Here is an 18,999-nt window from a genome sequence, read left to right as displayed (position 1 = left end):
TTTTTCAAGGGGCTGTACTCATGCAAGAGAAGAGGCGACATTAAACGCTATAGAAATAAGGCGGTGCTAATTTTATAAGCATAAAAAGATTCTTATTCTATATAAACGACATTTTATATTTTCAAATAATTATATCCTTTAACAAGGAGGGAAAAGCAAGATGAATTTTTACAAAAGCTGAATGAGTATGATTTAAAATGCAGCAAGGAATGCATCTATAGAGCAAATTTTACTTTTCTGTTTATCTAAGTGATTTGGGCACGATGTGCTTTATAGTGCTTAAAATGAAGCAATTGCGAAGATAAAAGTTATATTATTATTTTAAAAATAGCTCTGATAGTAGAAAATACAGAGCAATTGAATTTTAGTCTTTTAGTTTTTGCAAAAGTCCTTCAATACCTAATGTTCTGAGCAGCTTAAGGTTCTTCCATATTAGTATAAAACACCTCTTCAGCAATTAGTTTTAATAGCCTATCATGCCGTATTTTGAAAAAACACCTGAAAAAAGAATAACTCTACTCAAGTTTAGATGTTATAGAAATATTATTAATCATAATCTCCTGTGTCACAATTTGTTCCAACAACTTTTTTCTTCGTAATATTTTTAAAAATATAATGTCCTGACGAAGGAAAACTTATGTGAAGAGATTTTATATTTTTTAGTGTAAAGACCTTCTTTTCTTTATCATGGGTTATTTTCTTTTCATCATCAACAACAATTCTCAATTTGTTTAGATCAGAAGGAGTAGAGTACGATAAAGTGAAGGATACTTTATTCGGTTTAAAGGTACTACAAGAGTATTCAACTCCTTGATGGACAATATCGGATGGGGTTATCACAACACTTTCATCCAGCGAAAAATTCCACTTTCTCTCACCAAAGCCAGCAAATGCAACACTAGAGTAGGCGAGAATATTTGCGGCTAATAATCCTTGCGCGAAGATTTTTTTCATTATCCTTTCCTTTTTTCTAAAGTGAGATGAATCATAAATCAGTTTTTATAAAAATGAAAGTTCAAACTTAATGCTAAAAGCAGGACTAAGTTGCATTTTCTAGCTTTAAACCATGTTCAGAATGATATCAGTCTAAGAGATTTGAATGCTCTATTATGTATAATAATTTGAATTGTTTTGAGAGCCAATTTAGAAATTCGTTATCTTTATTGGAATAAATTATCAGAGGAAATGACTTTTCTCAAGAACCTCCCTTTAATATATAAAGGGAAATATATGGTACAAGTTTTTTTATTTGTGGTTACTGTGTTTTTTACATTTGTTTTGATGCAAGTTGAATTGCTTTTTATCATGATATAATTTGTGAAAAAATATTATGAAAATAATTTATATATTCTGTTACGAGCTGTTTTTTCTTCTTCAGTGTTTATGAAGGGTGTTGAGTAGAAAAAACGAGCTCTTCCAAGATGCGTCGCATCATGAAATTTTTACGATGCTCTTTGATATCAGCAAAGAATGATGGCAGTTTAATTGCTTTTATATATACGATGCTCGATCGTTTTGTGCTGGATAAGTACCGATAATACGCAGTTCTGCAGAAAAGAAAGATAATTCTTCTAAGGCAAGTTTCATCATCGGGTCTTCAGGATGTCCTTCAATATCAACAAAAAATTGTGTTGCGTTGAAATTTCCACCAATTTGATAGCTTTCTAATTTTGTCATATTGATACCATTCGTTGCAAATCCTCCCATAGCTTTATAGAGAGCAGCGGGGACATTGCGCACTCGAAAAAGAAGACTGGTGATGATTTTTTCGCCATTTTGAGGTTTGGGAACATGTCGTTTGGAGCGTGAGAGGATGACAAAACGGGTAATATTATGAGGGTTATCTTCAACATCTCTTTCAAGAATATCAAGTCCATAGAGTTCTGCTGCGATCAGAGGAGCTAAGGCAGCCTGTGAACGTTTAGCATTTTTTTTAATAAATTTTGCAGCTCCAGCAGTGTCTGTAGAAACAACAGGTTTCCAACCGTTGTTTCGTATGATTTTTCGGCATTGTGCAAGGGCATGCGTATGGCTGTGGACGGTTTTAATTTCGTTATATGTAACGCCGGGCAAAACCATTAATTGAAAATGGATAGGTAAAAAATATTCATCAATAATATAAAGAGATGATTGCGGTAAAAGATGATGAATGTCTGCAACGCGTCCCGCAAGAGTATTTTCAATAGGGATCATAGCAAGATCAGCTTTCCCACTTTCCACTAAATTAAGGGCGTCTTCAAAAGTAGCAGAGGGAACAGCATCCATATTGGGGAACATATTGGAGCAAGCAATATGGGAATTAGCGCCGTATTCTCCTTGGAAAGAAATTTTATTGGTTTTTTGAAGTATTTTCATGCTAAAATCTCACGAACTCTATTGAGATCATGTTGTGTGTCTACGCCTAAGGGAATTGTATCGACTATTTCCACATCGATACGCATATTGTTTTCTAATGCACGTAATTGTTCAAGTTTTTCACGCATCTCAAGTGTAGAGGGTTTGAATGATACAAATTTCTCAAGTGCTTCGCGCCGATAAGCGTATATTCCAATATGGTGATAAAGAGGACCATCTCCATAAGGTGCTGTGGTGCGCGTAAAATAAAGAGCACGAAGGCGATTTTGAGAAAGCGGTGTACCAACGATTTTGACGATATTGGGATCTCTTTTTTCATTTTCTTCAATGATTTGAGCACCCAAGGTTGCAATATCAGTAAAGCTATTTTCTAAAGGGCGTAAAGCATGAATGATTTCACGAGGCATTATTGTTGGTAAGTCACCTTGTATATTTAAAATGGTATTGTAACGTTGCTCCGGATCAATACGCATCAAAGCTTCATAAATACGATCAGATCCAGATTTATGATCGCCTTGTGTTATGATACATTCATGCCCATAATCTGCAACAGCTTTAGCGATATCATTATGATCTGTTGCAACGATTGTACGCCCTATTGCAGCTTTTTTGGCTTGTTCTGCGACATGAACAATCATCGGTTTTCCGCCAATTTCAGCGAGAGCTTTTTGAGGAAGACGGGTTGAGCCTATACGGGCAGGAATAAGAATAATTGGTTCAAGAGTCATTGTAAGATTCCAAATGTCATCTGTGATGCATTTATGATGTTGTGTGTTATAAAGAAAAAGCTTAAACTAAAAATGGTAATGAAACCGTGAATATTTGAGTTTTTATGAATCGCCTGAGATTTATTTATTTTATTTGTGCTTGTTTATGTGTACTGGTCATTATTGTGGGGATTTTCACACTCAGCAATATCATTTACGACCATCCTACATCAATTCAATATTATCATACAGTTGCCAAGAATGATACATTTAAAGAAAAACAAAAAGCACCTGATATTTCCCTATCACTAAATAGCCGTCTTCAACAAGGAAATTTTGAAAATGGCCGTAAAATTTTTCGCCAATGTGCCATATGCCATACTTCTGGACGCAATGAAGCAGGGCGTGTTGGTCCAGTTCTTTGGGAGATTGTTAACCGCCCTTTGGCATCAGCAGCAGGTTTTGCTTATTCACGGGCATTGCGTGCTCATTCTGATCAAAAATGGGATTTTGTAACGTTAGATCGTTATTTACATTCTCCACGTGAAGCTTTTCCTGGGACCATTATGTCTTTTCGTGGAATTAAAAATGACCAAGATCGTGCCGATCTTTTGCTTTATTTACGCAGTTTATCCGATCATCCTGTTCCTTTACCAATGGATAATAATAAAGCGAAAGAGCCAAATTAACTTATACCATAGATGTTAATTTTAGAAAGAAGTCTGATTTTTTTGTAATTTTAGTTTTACGGTTATCAAAAGAGCTCTTATTGATGTTTTGTTAGGGAAACGCCCCTCGCGCAAAACAGAACACATTTAACGTTGCATATTTACGCGCTTGTTTTAAAGAGATCTTTTATAAAAATGTACTCCTTACGCTATCATCTGCAGATTGGTTTTTAAGATTTGTTTGCTTCACTTTTTCTATAATATGCTTGTCTGTGAAATTATTGTTCAAGGATTATCAATTCATGAGCCGCAGCTTTCTGTTTCTGAACGCAATAATTATGTAATTAAAGCTCTCCATGAGGTTTATCTTAATCCTTCTATACACCATGTATTTTTCTTATGAACAGAGACTATTGATTGTTCTTATACGTGCAATAATCCTAAACTGCATTTTATGATGCTTGATGAATAGACGTTTCCTCTTGAAGTTAGAGGTGTAGATACAAATCATTGACCTTTTATAGTATCGATCACTAAAATATGACTTAGATTAATTATTTATAGGTTATGGCTTGAAGTAAGCACTTTCATGTGAGGCAATTTTGTATGTGTGAATAGTAAAATAGTTGAATAGAGTTCTGCTGATTGTATTTTTATCTACTTCGAAAATTTTTTACACAAGAATACTGATGGCAGCTAAGTTTGCACGAGTCTCTGTCCATTTATAGACGATGACATGAAATTATGCTGATAATCCATTATAGAGAATTACTTTTTCACAAACGGGTTTCCATATTTGTGATAAATAATTTTCATTGGTTACAGTGTTTCGATGACTTATGACAAAACATCAGTATTTCACGTATTGCAAGAGTGCTAAAAATTATTAGGAGAGGGGACATAATCATGATTCTCCAGGCTTCTTAATAACTATGGCATTTTCTTTATAATTTGAGCGTTTATAAGTAATAATATTAAATTGCGCTAATAATCCATTATAGAGAAGAATTTTTCCTACTAATGGCTCTCCGATGTTTGTGATCATTTTAATAACTTCCATTGCTTGTAGGGTTCCAATAACACCAGGTAAAACACCGATGATTCCAGTTTCAGCGCATGTTGGGATAGTTCCGTGAGCCGGAGGGGTGGGAAATAAGTCGCGATAGTGAGGATTATTGTCTTTATACGGCATAAGGACGGTTAATGAGCCATTAAAACGTTCTACAGCACCACTTATTAAAGGTTTTTTGCATTGGGCAGCGTGATCAGCAAGAAGATAGCGTGTCGTAAAATTATCACTTCCATCAACAATGATGTGGTAAGCATTGAGCAGTTTATCCACATTACTTTTATCTAAGCGTAGAGTGTGTTTTTCAACTACAACATGGGGATTTATTGCTTTTATAGTGGTTTCAGCACTGTCTGTTTTGCTTTTGTTTATTGCATTTGTTTTATGAATAACTTGGCGTTGTAAATTGGAAAGTGAAACGATGTCGTTATCGACAATTCCAAGGGTTCCAACCCCTGCGGCAGCCAAATAGATTAAGACAGGAGTACCAAGACCACCAGCGCCTACAACAAGAACACGTGCTTTTTTTAGCTTTTGTTGCCCTGCACCACCAATTTCAGGCAAAATGATGTGGCGTGCATAGCGTTCGATTTCTTTGTTGTTTAATTTTATATCTGTTTCTTGTGTCATAAATTTTCTCTTGTCATAGTTCTTTTATTGTTTACTAAGTTTATGGTGCATAGACTAGTCTGCTTTTAGGATAGGGAGGATTTATTTATGAAAATTGCCATTCAAATGGATCATATTTCAACAGTTCGGATTCAAGGAGATACGACATTTGCACTCGCTTTAGCAGCACAAGAACGTGGACACTCTCTCTTCCATTATACACCAGATCGTTTATCTCTATACGATGGTTGTGTGATTGCACGACTAGAGCCATTGATTGTACATGATAAAGAGGGAAGCCACTATCAATTAGAAAAGTCTGTTCGCACGGAATTAACAGATATGGATGTGGTTCTTTTACGCCAAGATCCACCTTTTGATCTCAATTATATCACAACGACTCATTTGTTAGAACGTATTCATCCTAAAACACTTGTTGTGAATGATCCAGCATGGGTACGCAACAGTCCAGAAAAAATTTTTGTTACTGAATTTTCCGATCTGATGCCAGAAACATTAATTACCAAAGATATTGAAGAAATAACAGCTTTTAGAGAGACATTTGGCGATATTATTGTTAAACCACTTTATGGAAATGGGGGCGCTGGTATTTTTTATTTAAAACAAGATGATCGCAATTTAGCATCATTGTTGGAAATGTTTGCAGAAATTTATCACGAACCTTTTATTGTTCAGCGCTATTTAGAGGCAGTACGAAAAGGGGATAAAAGGATTATTTTGCTTGATGGTACACCTGTTGGAGCTATTAATCGAATTCCGACAGAAACAGATGTGCGCTCTAATATGCATGTTGGAGGTCGTGCGGAAAATGTTGAGTTAACAAAACGTGATTATGAGATTTGTGAACGCATTGGTCCAGCCTTAAAGGAACGTGGTCTTCTTTTTGTGGGGATTGATGTGATCGGAGATTATATAACAGAAATTAATGTGACATCTCCTACGGGAATTCGTGAAATTAAACGCTTCTGCGGTACAGATGTTGCTCATTTGTTTTGGGATGTTATTGAGTTCAAGTGTTCAAATTAATTTATTTGACAGAGGACCAAAACATGGTTTTAAAAAAATGATCCATGTTGCTTTTTTATATTTGTTATGTTGCAAATGTGAACTACAATGACTGTATGATATGAATTAAGAGGCTTTGTCCTCAATTTTTAGGGAGTTTATAGATGAACAGAGTATTATCAATTGGAGTGGGATTGATTTTTGCGCTACTGCTGTCAGCAAATGGAGGCAATGCGCGCGATCAAATACAGATTACTGGTTCATCTACAGTTTTACCTTATCAAAAGATTGTTGCTGAGACATTTGGAGAGATTTATCCCAATTTTAAGGTTCCTGTTATCGAATCGGGTGGAACAGGAGCTGGTATTAAGGAATTCTGCCGTGGTATTGGGGAGAACACCGTTGATATTGTTAATGCTTCGCGAGCAATGAAACCGAGTGAATTACAGTCTTGTTTTGATGCTGGTGTAAAAGATGTTGAGGAAATACGTATTGGGTATGATGGCATTGTTTTTGCAACAGATATTAAGGGTCCTGATTGGAAATTACAGCCAGTAGATGTTTATAAAGCTCTTGCTGCTCGAATTATTATAGACGGAAAATTGCAACCAAATAATGTTTTGAAATGGAGTGCAGTTAATAGTGCTCTTCCTAATTGGACGATAGCAGCGTATATTCCTGGAGAGAAGCATGGGACGCGTGAAGTTTTTGAGGAAAAATTACTTACTGAAGGGTGTAAAGAGAGTGGGGCAGTTGAGGTGATGAAGTCTTTAGGAATGGATGATAAGGAGATACACACTGCTTGTATTGCGGTACGTAAGGATGGAAAAGCGGTTGATATTGATGGTGATTATTCTGAAACATTTGCGCGTCTAACTTCTAATAAAACAGGGGTTGGTATTTTTGGTTTGTCTTTTTATCAAAATAATGCTGATAGGCTAAAGGTTGCCGATATTAACGGTTTTGCGCCAACGGTTGAGACGATTTCTAGTGGACAATATCCAGTTTCTCGTCCGCTTTTTTTCTATATTAAGAAAGCACATTTAGGTATTGTTGCAGGTTTGCGAGAGTATGTTGACTTTTTTCTTTCTGATCAAATGATTGGTCCAGAGGGTCCTTTGGCTGAATATGGTTTGATTGTTTCTCCTGAAAAGGAGCGTCAAGCACAGCGTTCTGATTTTTCTGCTGGTCGAATAATGACATTGAAATAATTTGCAGGGAATAATTTGTTGGATTTCTGGGATAGGAAATTTTGGTGCTATTTTTTATAAAAACTGAAAGATAAAATGCGCATTTCCTTCATTGTTTTGCTATTATTGATTTTTGGATTTTGTGGCTTTTGTATTTCTTATATGCGAGCACGCACTCTTGAATACAGACAGCATAAAATGCATTCTCGTGCGTATTATTATGGCTGGTGGACATTTTTGATTACTGTTATTCCAGCTTTTATTTTTTTAATTTTTTGGGATGCTGGGAGTACAATTTATTTAGAATATAATGCCTCTCGAGAACTTGGGGCGTATAGTGCGCATGTAACAGGGCCTGTAAATCACGATCTACTTTGGGAGACACTTCGAAGTCTCGTCAAAAAGATTTATCGCTTTGAGGGGAATCTTTCTACCTCTTCCTATAAGGAAGTGCAGGCACAATTACTCGCGAAGGGATTGATTTTACCTCATGAAGCATCGGATGATGTGTTCAAAATAGCACAGTCGTGGGTATTCTCTTCTGAAAAGCTTAAGTTTATAGGTTATGGCTTCCTTTTTGCTATTGCGTCCTTTGGTTTTATCTGTGGAATGATGCAAATTGCGCCTCATCAACGTGCGCGCAATAAGGTTGAATCTTTTATTATTATTGGATTAATTTGTGCATCTATTGTTGCAGTTTTAACAACAATAGCCATTGCGCTTTCTATGCTTTTTCAGGCAGTAAGCTTTTTTCAGTCTGTATCCTTTTCAAATTTCTTTTTAGGGACAGTTTGGGATCCGCGTTTTTCCGCGAGCGGTTCAAGCGATGAAATAGGACAATTTGGTTTAATACCGCTTCTTGCTGGTACGCTTTATATTGCATTTGTCGCTATGCTTTTTGCTGTACCGATAGGACTATTTTCAGCTCTTTATATGGCTGAGTATGCTTCTGCGCGATTGCGAGCAATTGTAAAACCATTGTTGGAAGTTCTTGCTGGCATCCCAACCATTGTTTATGGTTTTTTTGCTTTAAAGGTTGTCGGACCATTTTTACGTGATCTCTCTGCGTCTCTCTCAGAGGGGGGTGGTTTTATTATGGCACAAAGTGTTTTGACCGCTGGAGTTGTGATGGGAATTATGTTGATACCTTTTGTTTCCTCCTTATCGGATGATGTTATTACGGCTGTACCACGCATTTTACGTGAAGGTTCTTATGGTTTAGGCGCAACGCAATCTGAAACAATTAAAAAAGTTGTTATACCAGCAGCGCTTCCAGGGATTATGGGGGCCATTTTGTTGACGGCATCGCGTGCAATTGGAGAAACAATGATTGTGGTTTTGGCGGCAGGTGTTGCAGCAAACTTAACACTCAATCCTTTCGAAGCAATGACTACGATGACTGTTAAGATTGTTAATCAATTGACCGGTGATTTTGAGTTTAATTCTCCACAAACTCTGGTGGCTTTTGCTTTAGGGATGACGCTCTTTGTTATGACACTTTTGATGAATATTCTAGCTCTTTATATTGTGCGTAAATATCGGGAACAATATGAATGAATGAAGATTTTTTTCCTCGTCGCAATATTAGCCTCAAGCGTCGGTATTGGGCTGAACGTCGTTTTCGCGCCTATGGTTTGATTGCTATTTTTATTGGTTTGTTTTTTTTATTTACGCTTTTATGGTCTATCATTAGTCAAGGCTATACAGCTTTTTTTCAAAGTGAAATGACATTATCGATTTATTTGGATGAAAAGATCATTGATCCAAGTGGTCAACGTAAAACAAAACCGCAAATACTCATGACGGCGAATTATCCACTTCTTGTACGCAATGCTTTAGTAAAGAAACTGAATATAGATCAAAATGATCGAGCCTCTCTTCTGGACATTAATCGTATGTTTTCAAATGGTGTCCGCGTTCAACTGCGTGAAATGGTGACAAAGAATCCAAAACTGATTGGCACAACGCAAAAAATCAAAGTTTTGGCATCTGCGGATATTGATTCTGCTTATAAGGGACAGATTGATTTGCGCGTAGCAGAAAAAAACCGTAAGGTTTCTAATCGACAAGTAGAATGGATAAAGCGTTTAGCGCGTGATGGTACGCTTTATAAAACATTTAATATTGGTTTTTTTACATTTGGCGCTTCAAGTCGTCCTGAGACTGCAGGATTAGGTGTTGCGATCATTGGTTCTCTTTATATGATAGGCATCGTTTTATTAGTTTCACTTCCGATAGGCATAGCAACGGCTCTTTATTTGGAAGAATATGCACGCAAAAATAAATTTACAGATTTTATAGAGGTTAACATCAATAATCTTGCAGCTGTTCCTTCAATTGTGTTTGGTCTTTTAGGACTCTCTTTTTTTGTTAATTTTTTAGGATTACCACGTTCAGCCTCTTTTGTTGGTGGTCTTGTTTTAGCGCTCATGACTCTTCCCACGATCATTATTGCAACACGTTCTGCTTTGCGTGCTGTTCCTCTCTCTATTCGTGCAGCAGCTTTAGGACTGGGAGCATCAAAAACACAAATGATTTTTCATCATGTTGTTCCTTTAGCTGCGCCTGGTATTTTGACAGGCACAATTATTGGAGTCGCACAGGCTTTGGGTGAAACAGCGCCTTTGCTTTTGATTGGAATGGTTGCTTTTGTTGTTAATATTCCTACGACCCCCATGGATCCAGCAACAGCTTTGCCTGTTCAAATTTTTATGTGGGCGGGTGAAGCAGAGCGCGCTTTTGTTGAAAAGACATCAGGTGCTATTATTGTATTAATGATTTTTCTTGCGATCATGAATGTTTCTGCGGTTTTTTTACGTCGACGATTTGAACGCCGCCAGTAATTTTAATAAACAATAGCTTTGATAAGATTTTTGTAAGGTGAATTTTTGTAATGAAGATTAAAATGCGAGGTCAGGATGTGAAGGTTTCTTATGGAGACAAAGAAGCACTCCATGGTATTACACTTGATATTCCTGAACATCAAGTAACAGCTCTGATTGGTCCATCAGGATGCGGAAAGTCGACTTTTTTGCGTTGTTTTAACCGTATGAATGATACGATTGAAGGCGCTAAAACAACCGGTCTTATTACCTTAGATGGGGAGAATATTTATGACCAGAGGATTGATGTTGTAGAATTGCGCGCTCGTGTTGGAATGGTTTTTCAAAAGCCTAGTCCTTTTCCAAAATCCATATTTGAGAATGTTGCGTATGGTCCACGCATTCATGGTTTAGTTAAAACGCGCTCTGAATTGCATGATGTAGTTGAAAAGAGTTTGAGGCAGGCAGGTTTGTTTGAAGAAGTAAAAGACCGTCTTCATGATCTTGGAACAAGTTTATCAGGGGGGCAACAACAGCGTTTGTGTATTGCGCGTGCTATTGCAGTTAGTCCTGAAGTTATTTTGATGGATGAGCCCTGTTCAGCTCTTGATCCCATTGCGACGGCACGGATTGAAGAGCTTATCGATGCATTACGGCAAAATTATACAATTGTTATCGTAACGCATTCCATGCAACAGGCCGCACGTGTTTCTCAATATACGGCTATGTTTCATTTAGGGCATTTAGTAGAAGTTGGTGCGACGGAAATGATCTTTACCTCACCAAAAGAGCAACGGACGCAAGATTATATTACGGGGCGTTTTGGATAGGTGAATTGAGGAGTGTAAGATATGTCTATGAACCATACTGTCCGTTCTTATGATGCAGAACTAAAATATTTAAAAGCAAGGATTACAGAAATGGGGAGCCATGCAGAAAGGATGATTGAACGTTCTGTCGCATCGATTGTGTGTAGTGATCTTCAACTTGCAACGACAGTGATTGCCGATGATGTGTTTTTAGATGAAGCAGAACGTGACATTGATGAAAAAGCGGTTGCTATTATTTGCAAACGCCAACCGATGGCTGTTGATTTGCGTGAAATTATTGGAGCCATTCGTATTTCTTCTGATCTTGAGCGGATTGGGGATATGGCTAAAAACATTGCTAAAAGGACTGTTGCACTTTCAGAAATACGTCAATCTGCTTCTCTTTATCATGGGCTTGAAACAATTACAGCTTTAGCGCTCAATCAATTAAAAGAAGTCTTAAATGCTTATACGAGTCGCCTATTAGAGCGTGTTGACGCTGTGCGTGAGCGTGATGAGAAGATTGACGCTTTGTATACTTCTCTTTTTCGTGAACTTTTGACGTATATGATGGAAGATATGCGCAATATTACGGCTTGTACGCACTTACTGTTTTGTTTAAAGAATATTGAACGAATTGGTGATCATGTTACGAATATTGCTGAAATGCTGCATTATATCATAACGGGTTACCATATGTCTTCTGATCGTCCTCGCGATGACCTTACTTATAAAGTTGGGGTAGGTGAGAAGAAAATAGATTAAAATTTTTCTTATATATATAAAATCAGTTTGTAGATATATGAGTATTTTCTTACAGTGCAGCTATAGAAAGAATAAGATAACCATCTTATGGAAAAGCACAAAGAAGCAACGAAGAGTTTTTTCAGAGAAGCATGGAAGATTGCTAACTCTTAGTTTGACATATTTGTATATTGGATGATATCATTGCTCACATTTTGGACGGAGGGGAGTTTTCTAGGGGAATTTCCTTTCAGATCATTTTGTTAAAATTTTATATTAAAGGGGATATCTGTATTGTTTTTTTCAATATCGATGCAAAGAGTTTTGGTATCCAAATTTTTTCGTATGTAGAAGAAGTGGATAGTGTTACTTTATTGTCATTGGAATGTGTGGGTTATTATGGCCTATATTGGACCATGAAGAATAACAATATTGATCTGTAAATTAAGAGTTTTTTATTTTTTATTTTGCATAAATACTTTTTGATTACCTCTTGTATTAAAATTTTACTAAGTGGTAACAGTTAGCTATGTACTTTATTGAGAGATACAGTTAAAGCTCATTTCAAAATTTGAGTAGCTCAGAGATTATAGGAATGTGTTGCATAAGATGAAAAAAAATCGTTGGAATGTTTTTGTTACCTGTTGTGTAGCGCCGTTAGTTGTTGTGGGATGTGCTTCAAATCATTTAGAGACTGGAAAAGTAAGTAATAATAAGACAAAAACAGTTACGTATCCATTGACAGAGCGTCAATGTCTTATGCGAGCGATGTATTTTGAATCAAATCGCACAAGCCGTGAAGGAATGATTGCTGTTGGGACGGTTGTTATGAATCGTGTTAATTCAACCGCTTATCCTAAGACGATTTGTGGTGTTGTTGGTCAATATAGGCAATTTGCTCCTGGCGTTTTAACGCGTCCTATGACGGAGAAAGCATCTGTTGCTCGTGTAAGAGAGGCGGCTGATGCTGTTTTGCGGGGTGAGCGAGATAAGAAAGTTAGACACGCTAAGTTTTTTCATACCGCTGGTTTGTCTTTTCCGTATAAAAACATGCATTATGTGCAGGTTGCAGGGGGAAATGCTTTTTATGAAAAACGATCACGTGATGGAGAACTTCAAGTTCCTACAAATAATCGCCCTTATGATGTTGCTTATGCTTTTGCTCAAGAACGTTCTGGTCATGCGCCAAGCTTTATAGATGAAGGCTTAGAAAGTAGAGGAGCAAAGGCAGAGAAAAGTGCATCTCCTTCGATAGAAGTAGCACAGTCCAAGACGGCATATCCTGCGTCTTTTGCTATGGTACAGCTTGATAAAGTTCCTATCCCTGCCTATGCACCTCAAAATCTAGCTAGGAAAGAGGAAAATAAAACGATTATGACTTTGCCTTCATCAGATCAGTTAAATGCAATTGTTGCAATGTTAGAAAAACGACGCAGAAACTGGTAAGTTTTTCACGATCAAAGAAGGGTCATACACCCATTGCTGTTTATGAATTAAGTGAACCTTTTAGCAATAATGTACGCATAAATATACGTAGAGAAAGTGAACTCAAAGGATCTGAAAACAATTTATAATATGACGACGTAAAGAACGCATTTTATTTAAAGAAGGGTATTGGTAATGTACTTTGATATTCATGAGACAATTTCGCCTGAAATGCTTAATCGTCTTGCAGAAATTACAGTGAAAGTGGGGTTGAATTTACAAGAGGGGCAGGATCTCGTTTTGACTGCTCCAGTTTCAGCATTACCTTTTGTTCGGCGTATTGCATATCATGCTTATAAGGTTGGTGCTGGTGTCATTACACCAATTTTTAGTGATGATATATTATCGCTTACACGTTTTGAAAATGCTCATACAGCTAGTTTTGATTGTGCCCCTTCTTGGCTTTATGAGGGAATGGCGAAGGCTTTTGAAAATGGGGCAGCGCGTTTAGCGATTGTTGGTGATAATCCTTTGCTCCTTTCCAATCAAGATTTTGATAAGGTTGCGCGTTTGAATAAGGCGACTTCACTAGCTTACCAGCCTGCTCTCAAAAAAATATCGAATTTTGCTATAAATTGGTCCATTGTTGCTTATCCAACAGCAGGATGGGCTGAGGCAATGTTTCCTTCTTTACCACTTAATGAGGCGATTAAAAAATTAGCCGATGCAATTTTTTCTGCTTCACGTGTTACAGAAGAAGATCCGGTACATGCTTGGATTGTTCATAACGAGAATTTAAAGAAACGATCATCTTGGCTTAATGAGCAGCGTTTTTCTGCCTTACACTTTACAGGGCCAGGGACTGATTTAACTGTTGGTTTGGCAGATGATCACGAATGGCATGGTGGTGCATCCGTTGCTCAAAATGGTGTGATTTGCAATCCGAATATTCCGACAGAAGAAGTTTTCACGACTCCTCATGCTCATAAGGTTGAAGGTGTTGTTCGCTCAACAAAGCCACTTTCCTATCAAGGAACACTGGTTGATAATATTGAAGTACGTTTTGAAGCAGGGCGTATTGTTGAATCCCGTGCATCAACGGGTCAGGAAGTTTTGCAACAGGTTTTGCAAAGTGATGAGGGTGCAAGCCGATTGGGCGAAGTCGCTCTTGTGCCCCATTCTTCACCAATTTCTAAGAGTGACCTCCTTTTTTATAATACCTTATTTGATGAAAATGCTGCATGTCATATTGCTTTAGGGCAGTGTTATTCCAAATGCTTTTTAGATGGGGCATCATTGACGTCAGAAGAGATTGCAGCACGTGGTGGTAATAAAAGTGTCATTCATATTGACTGGATGATTGGTTCTGGCGAAATTGATATAGATGGCATTACCCAAGAGGGTGTAAGAGTTCCTGTATTTCGTAAGGGTGAGTGGGCTTAATCCTGCTATGCCCTCAAATATCGTCATTTGAGGTGGGATGGGATGTAAGCCTCATTGATACGTTAAGTATTTTAGAATGCCTAGTGAATATTCAAGGCAGGGCTTGGCCATAAAGCCTTTAGTTAAATGACTCACATGAGTAGGAAGACAAGTGAAAACCACTCATCAAGGATTAGTTTTTTATAGAGCAGATGTAGAGGAAGTTTTCGTTCTTTGAGGGGGGGAAAAGAAGCAATTTATTGGTGATACAATTGGGAAGTATATAATTATTAAGGAAGAGAGATGCCTGAACTTCCTGAAGTAGAGACAGTTCGTCGTGGACTTGAACCTGTTGTAACTGATGCAAAGATAGTATCTGTCAGACTTAATCGTAGAGATTTGCGCTTTCCTTTTCCTGAGGCTTTTTCTGAGCGCCTTATTGGCAGAACAATTATAGAACTTGGTCGGCGTGCGAAATATTTATTATTTCATCTTTCTCAGAATGAAACGATTTTAAGCCATTTAGGAATGTCTGGTTCATGGCGTATAGAGAATGATCTTTTAAGAACGACAAGTAAATTGGTTAAGCATGATCATTTTGTCATGGGTATTCAAACAAGGGATGGTGAAGTTTATCATCTTATTTATAATGATGTGCGTCGCTTTGGATTTATGCTTTTAGTCAATACGGACAAGCTTTATGAACATCCACTTTTAAATAAGCTAGGGCTTGAACCTATGAGTAATGCGTTTTCTGGTCGTTATTTACAAAGGGCGTTTGTTAATAAAAAAATGTCTCTCAAGAGCGTTTTACTTGATCAGTCTATTGTTGCAGGTCTTGGGAATATTTATGTTTGTGAAGCACTTTGGCGGAGTCGTTTGTCTCCACAACGTGGTGCTTTTACATTGGCATCAAAAACGGCACGTGCATGTGAATTTGCAGATTCTTTAGCACAGAATATACGCAATGTGATTTCTGAAGCCATTTTGTCTGGTGGCTCTTCTTTACGTGATTATATGCGTGTAGATGGTTCACTCGGTTATTTTCAACATGCTTTTTCAGTTTATGGACGAGAAGGCAAGCAATGTTTGGAATGTGGCACGCCTATTGTGCGTATTTTACAGGCTGGACGTTCAAGTTTTTACTGTTCACAATGTCAAAAATGAATAAGGTGTCTTGCAAAATCTTACAAGAGGCTTAAAGTCGTCGTATCTATAATATAATTACACAAGGCTTGAGAGGTTTTTTTTATGCTGAATAAAGTGTTAACACATCTTGATGAAAATATAGAAAAGAGCCTTGAACGCCTTTTTTCTCTTTTACGTTTCCAATCGATTTCTACGGATTTGGCTTATAAGGATGAATGTCGTAAAGCAGCTGATTGGTTAGTAGAAGATTTAAAAACAATAGGTTTTGAGGCTTCAAGACGCGATACACCAGGTCATCCAATGGTTGTTGGACATCATCCAGGGCCTTCAGATGATTGTTTGCATGTGTTGTTTTACGGACATTATGATGTTCAGCCTGTTGATCCATTAAATTTATGGGAAGATGATCCGTTTAATCCTTCATTAAAAGAAAAAGATGGAGAACAAGTTATTTGTGCGCGTGGGGCTTCGGATGACAAAGGTCAGCTTATGACCTTTGTTGAGGCATGTCGTGCGTTTAAAAAAGAAACGGGCCAGTTACCCATTAAAGTTACTGTTTTATTTGAGGGAGAAGAAGAAAGTGGCTCTTCTTCTCTTGTTCCTTTTTTAAAAGAAAATAAGGATGAGCTTAAGGCTGATTGTGCATTGGTTTGTGATACAGCGATGTGGAATGCAGATACACCATCTGTTTGTATTGCTCTTCGGGGTATTTTAGGAGAAGAGGTTACGATTACATCAGCCGATCGTGATTTGCATTCTGGTGCTTTTGGAGGGGTAGCAGCCAATCCTATTCATATTTTAACGAAAATCTTAGCAGGGCTTCATGATGACAATGGTCGGGTAACGCTTCCAGGTTTTTATGATGGCGTAGAAGAAACACCTCCACAGATTTTGCAGTCATGGAATGCACTGAATTGTACTGCTGAAAACTTTCTTGGTCCTATAGGACTTTCCATTCCTGTTGGTGAAAAAGGACGAAGCATTTTAGAACTTGTATGGGCGCGTCCTACAGCAGAAGTTAACGGAATTAGTGGTGGTTATGAAGGAGAAGGGATGAAAACGGTCATTGCTTCTCAAGCGAATGCGAAAGTATCTTTTCGCTTAGTGCATAAGCAAGATCCAGAAAAGATACGCCAAGCTTTCCGTCATTATGTGCGCAGTCTAATTCCTGCTGATTGTACTGTTGAATTTAAGGGGCATGGCGGTTCTTCTGCAATTCAAATTCCTTATGATTCACCTTTTATCAAGGCAGCAAAAGAAGCTTTATCGCAAGAATGGAGCAATCCTGCTGTACTCGATGCTATGGGAGGATCAATTCCGGTTGTTGGAGATTTTCAGTCAATTCTTGATATGGAATCTGTGCTGGTTGGATTTGCATTATATAATGATCGTATTCATTCTCCCAATGAAAAGTATAATTTAAAATCGTTTCATAAGGGGCAGCGGTCTTGGGCGCGTATTCTTGCAGCTTTTGCAAATAGGAGGGTAAATGGCTGAGATTCGTGTTCATCAAGGTGATTTACCAAACTTAGACAATTATAAAACTGATGCTGTTGCGATAGATACCGAAACTTTAGGATTACAACCCCATCGTGATCGTTTATGTGTTGTTCAGCTTTCTTCTGGAGATGGTACCGCCGATATTATACAGATTGCTAAAGGACAAAAAAGTGCCCCCAATCTAGTCAAGATTCTTGAAAATAATGCTGTCACCAAAATATTCCATTTTGGGCGTTTTGATCTTGCTATTTTAGCGCATACATTTGGTGTTATGCCAGAGGCTGTTTTTTGTACAAAGATCGCTTCTAAACTCACGCGTACTTATACGGATCGCCATGGCTTGAAAGAAATTTGTAATGAATTGCTAAATGTGAATATTTCTAAACAGCAACAATCTTCGGATTGGGCGGCAGAAACGTTATCACAGGCACAAATTGAATATGCTGCGTCGGATGTGTTATATTTGCATCGTTTAAAAGTTATATTTGAAGGACGCTTAAGACGTGAAGAGCGAGAAAGTGTTGCTAAGGCCTGTTTTCAATTTTTGCCTATGAGAGCTAAGCTTGACCTTTTAGGATGGGCGGAAGTGGATGTTTTTGCGCATAGCTAACTTTAAAAATTGGCTTTTAAATGGGGTTAATTATTCATGTGAGAGGACAAAATGCTTGTACATTATAGGCATTTTATCCTCTCATTTTTTTGATAAGAGTTATAATAAATTCTTAAGTGCTATTTCATTTGAAGTTTAGGTAATAAAAGTGCTTTTGCGAATTCATATTTTTTATTTTTGTAATAGCTTTTATTTGAAAAAAACAATTTTGAGGAGAGGCTGGAAACATACGGTAGGTTAGAAGACTTAAATCTCTGAAACTGGTATGCCACCTAATTGGGAGAGAATATGCAGGCGTAAATGTAAAAACCAAATCTCATCTTTACTATCATTTTTAATTCTGCTTTACGACTTTCAAAAGTATATAAAGCTCAAAAGTATATAAAGCAATGTCTGTTAAATAATAGAGATTATGCATTGCCTCACGCTTTTGTTTCTCACGTTTTTTAATGGATTTACGTTCTTCATGTAAAACAGAACGCCCTAAACGGAGTATATTTGTGTTGCTAATTCATGTGCTTTTTTTTAAAGAAACCGGCATCCAAGCCCATTTCACGGGGGCGCTTATGAATGGTATAACGATAAAGCCCCAAAATATGATATAAAATTCGTTGAGCACTCCCATTTTTACGCTTATGGAGTAATAAGCTGCTACTATCACACAACTGTGCCAACTCCCAATATTGTGTAGTCCTTGGTACTTGAGACGGTTCATAAGAGGCATTTTTAGTTTTTTTTATCCACACTTGTAATGTGGAAACAAATGGTTTTGATTGATTCAACATGAAAAAGATTTTGAATAAGAGGATCATCTTACGGTATTCAGGGTTCTCATTCAATATAAATAACGTTAAACGATCATTATAAATCAATATATTATATGATTAATGTATA

16 protein-coding genes are annotated in these 18,999 nt (G+C 37.3%); 12 read left to right on the top strand and 4 right to left on the bottom strand.

Annotated features, from left to right (window positions below; genetic code table 11):
• Positions 1-546: 546 nt before the first annotated feature.
• The 3 genes from ACFIK6_RS02305 to ACFIK6_RS02295 all read right to left on the bottom strand — a co-directional run bounded on the left by ACFIK6_RS02305 (position 547) and on the right by ACFIK6_RS02295 (position 3,083).
• A complete protein-coding gene (locus ACFIK6_RS02305; RefSeq protein ID WP_375641606.1) occupies positions 547-954 on the bottom strand; it encodes a hypothetical protein in 408 nt (135 codons plus the stop codon).
• A gap of 537 nt (positions 955-1,491) precedes the next feature.
• Positions 1,492-2,355 carry a prephenate dehydratase gene (locus ACFIK6_RS02300; protein ID WP_375677318.1) on the bottom strand — a complete coding sequence of 288 codons (864 nt, stop codon included), beginning with the start codon at positions 2,353-2,355 and terminating at the stop codon, positions 1,492-1,494.
• The gene (locus tag ACFIK6_RS02295) at positions 2,352-3,083 is read right to left on the bottom strand and encodes a 3-deoxy-manno-octulosonate cytidylyltransferase (protein ID WP_375677317.1); all 732 of its coding nucleotides are present in this window, start codon (positions 3,081-3,083) and stop codon (positions 2,352-2,354) included. Before ACFIK6_RS02295 ends, ACFIK6_RS02300 begins: the two co-directional genes overlap by 4 nt.
• Positions 3,084-3,187: 104 nt before the next feature.
• On the opposite strand from ACFIK6_RS02295, the gene ACFIK6_RS02290 reads away from it, so the two are divergent.
• Positions 3,188-3,751, top strand: coding sequence for a c-type cytochrome (locus ACFIK6_RS02290; RefSeq protein ID WP_375677316.1), 564 nt, complete (start codon positions 3,188-3,190; stop codon positions 3,749-3,751).
• Between the two features lie 883 nt (positions 3,752-4,634).
• Here the strand turns inward: ACFIK6_RS02290 and ACFIK6_RS02285 are convergent.
• A complete protein-coding gene (locus tag ACFIK6_RS02285; RefSeq protein ID WP_375677315.1) occupies positions 4,635-5,429 on the bottom strand; it encodes a molybdopterin-synthase adenylyltransferase MoeB in 795 nt (264 codons plus the stop codon).
• An 87-nt stretch (positions 5,430-5,516) separates the two neighbouring features.
• Here ACFIK6_RS02285 and gshB point away from each other — a divergent pair, with 87 nt between their 5' ends.
• The 11 genes from gshB to ACFIK6_RS02230 all read left to right on the top strand — a co-directional run bounded on the left by gshB (position 5,517) and on the right by ACFIK6_RS02230 (position 18,105).
• Positions 5,517-6,455 carry a glutathione synthase gene (gene gshB / locus ACFIK6_RS02280; RefSeq protein WP_375677314.1) on the top strand — a complete coding sequence of 313 codons (939 nt, stop codon included), beginning with the start codon at positions 5,517-5,519 and terminating at the stop codon, positions 6,453-6,455.
• 143 nt (positions 6,456-6,598) lie between these two features.
• Positions 6,599-7,645, top strand: a complete 1,047-nt coding sequence (locus tag ACFIK6_RS02275) for a PstS family phosphate ABC transporter substrate-binding protein (RefSeq protein ID WP_375677313.1) — start codon at positions 6,599-6,601, stop codon at positions 7,643-7,645.
• Between the two features lie 75 nt (positions 7,646-7,720).
• Positions 7,721-9,181, top strand: a complete 1,461-nt coding sequence (gene pstC / locus ACFIK6_RS02270; protein ID WP_375677312.1) for a phosphate ABC transporter permease subunit PstC — start codon at positions 7,721-7,723, stop codon at positions 9,179-9,181.
• On the top strand, positions 9,178-10,467 hold the full coding sequence (pstA, locus tag ACFIK6_RS02265) for a phosphate ABC transporter permease PstA (protein ID WP_375641598.1): 1,290 nt from the start codon (positions 9,178-9,180) through the stop codon (positions 10,465-10,467). The genes pstC and pstA overlap by 4 nt, the downstream gene beginning before the upstream one ends.
• Positions 10,468-10,517: 50 nt before the next feature.
• Positions 10,518-11,276, top strand: a complete 759-nt coding sequence (gene pstB / locus ACFIK6_RS02260) for a phosphate ABC transporter ATP-binding protein PstB (RefSeq protein WP_375625677.1) — start codon at positions 10,518-10,520, stop codon at positions 11,274-11,276.
• Positions 11,277-11,297: 21 nt separating this feature from the next.
• Complete coding sequence (phoU, locus tag ACFIK6_RS02255; protein ID WP_375641597.1) at positions 11,298-12,020, top strand: phosphate signaling complex protein PhoU; 723 nt, start codon at positions 11,298-11,300, stop codon at positions 12,018-12,020.
• Between the two features lie 588 nt (positions 12,021-12,608).
• Positions 12,609-13,445: a cell wall hydrolase gene (locus tag ACFIK6_RS02250; protein ID WP_375641596.1), complete on the top strand. Its 837-nt coding sequence runs from the start codon at positions 12,609-12,611 to the stop codon at positions 13,443-13,445.
• A gap of 174 nt (positions 13,446-13,619) precedes the next feature.
• A complete protein-coding gene (locus ACFIK6_RS02245; RefSeq protein WP_375641595.1) occupies positions 13,620-14,867 on the top strand; it encodes an aminopeptidase in 1,248 nt (415 codons plus the stop codon).
• Positions 14,868-15,149: 282 nt separating this feature from the next.
• A complete protein-coding gene (mutM, locus tag ACFIK6_RS02240; RefSeq protein WP_375656653.1) occupies positions 15,150-16,013 on the top strand; it encodes a bifunctional DNA-formamidopyrimidine glycosylase/DNA-(apurinic or apyrimidinic site) lyase in 864 nt (287 codons plus the stop codon).
• 84 nt (positions 16,014-16,097) lie between these two features.
• On the top strand, positions 16,098-17,492 hold the full coding sequence (locus tag ACFIK6_RS02235; protein ID WP_375641593.1) for a M20/M25/M40 family metallo-hydrolase: 1,395 nt from the start codon (positions 16,098-16,100) through the stop codon (positions 17,490-17,492).
• Positions 17,485-18,105 carry a ribonuclease D gene (locus tag ACFIK6_RS02230; RefSeq protein ID WP_375641592.1) on the top strand — a complete coding sequence of 207 codons (621 nt, stop codon included), beginning with the start codon at positions 17,485-17,487 and terminating at the stop codon, positions 18,103-18,105. Before ACFIK6_RS02235 ends, ACFIK6_RS02230 begins: the two co-directional genes overlap by 8 nt.
• Positions 18,106-18,999 lie beyond the last annotated feature (894 nt).

Source organism: Bartonella sp. AS69XJJH (assembly GCF_042195585.1).
In the GTDB taxonomy this organism is placed as follows: Bacteria; Pseudomonadota; Alphaproteobacteria; order Rhizobiales; family Rhizobiaceae; genus Bartonella.
Note: the sequence above shows the minus strand (reverse complement) of the source record. Positions and strands in the feature narration are given on the sequence as shown.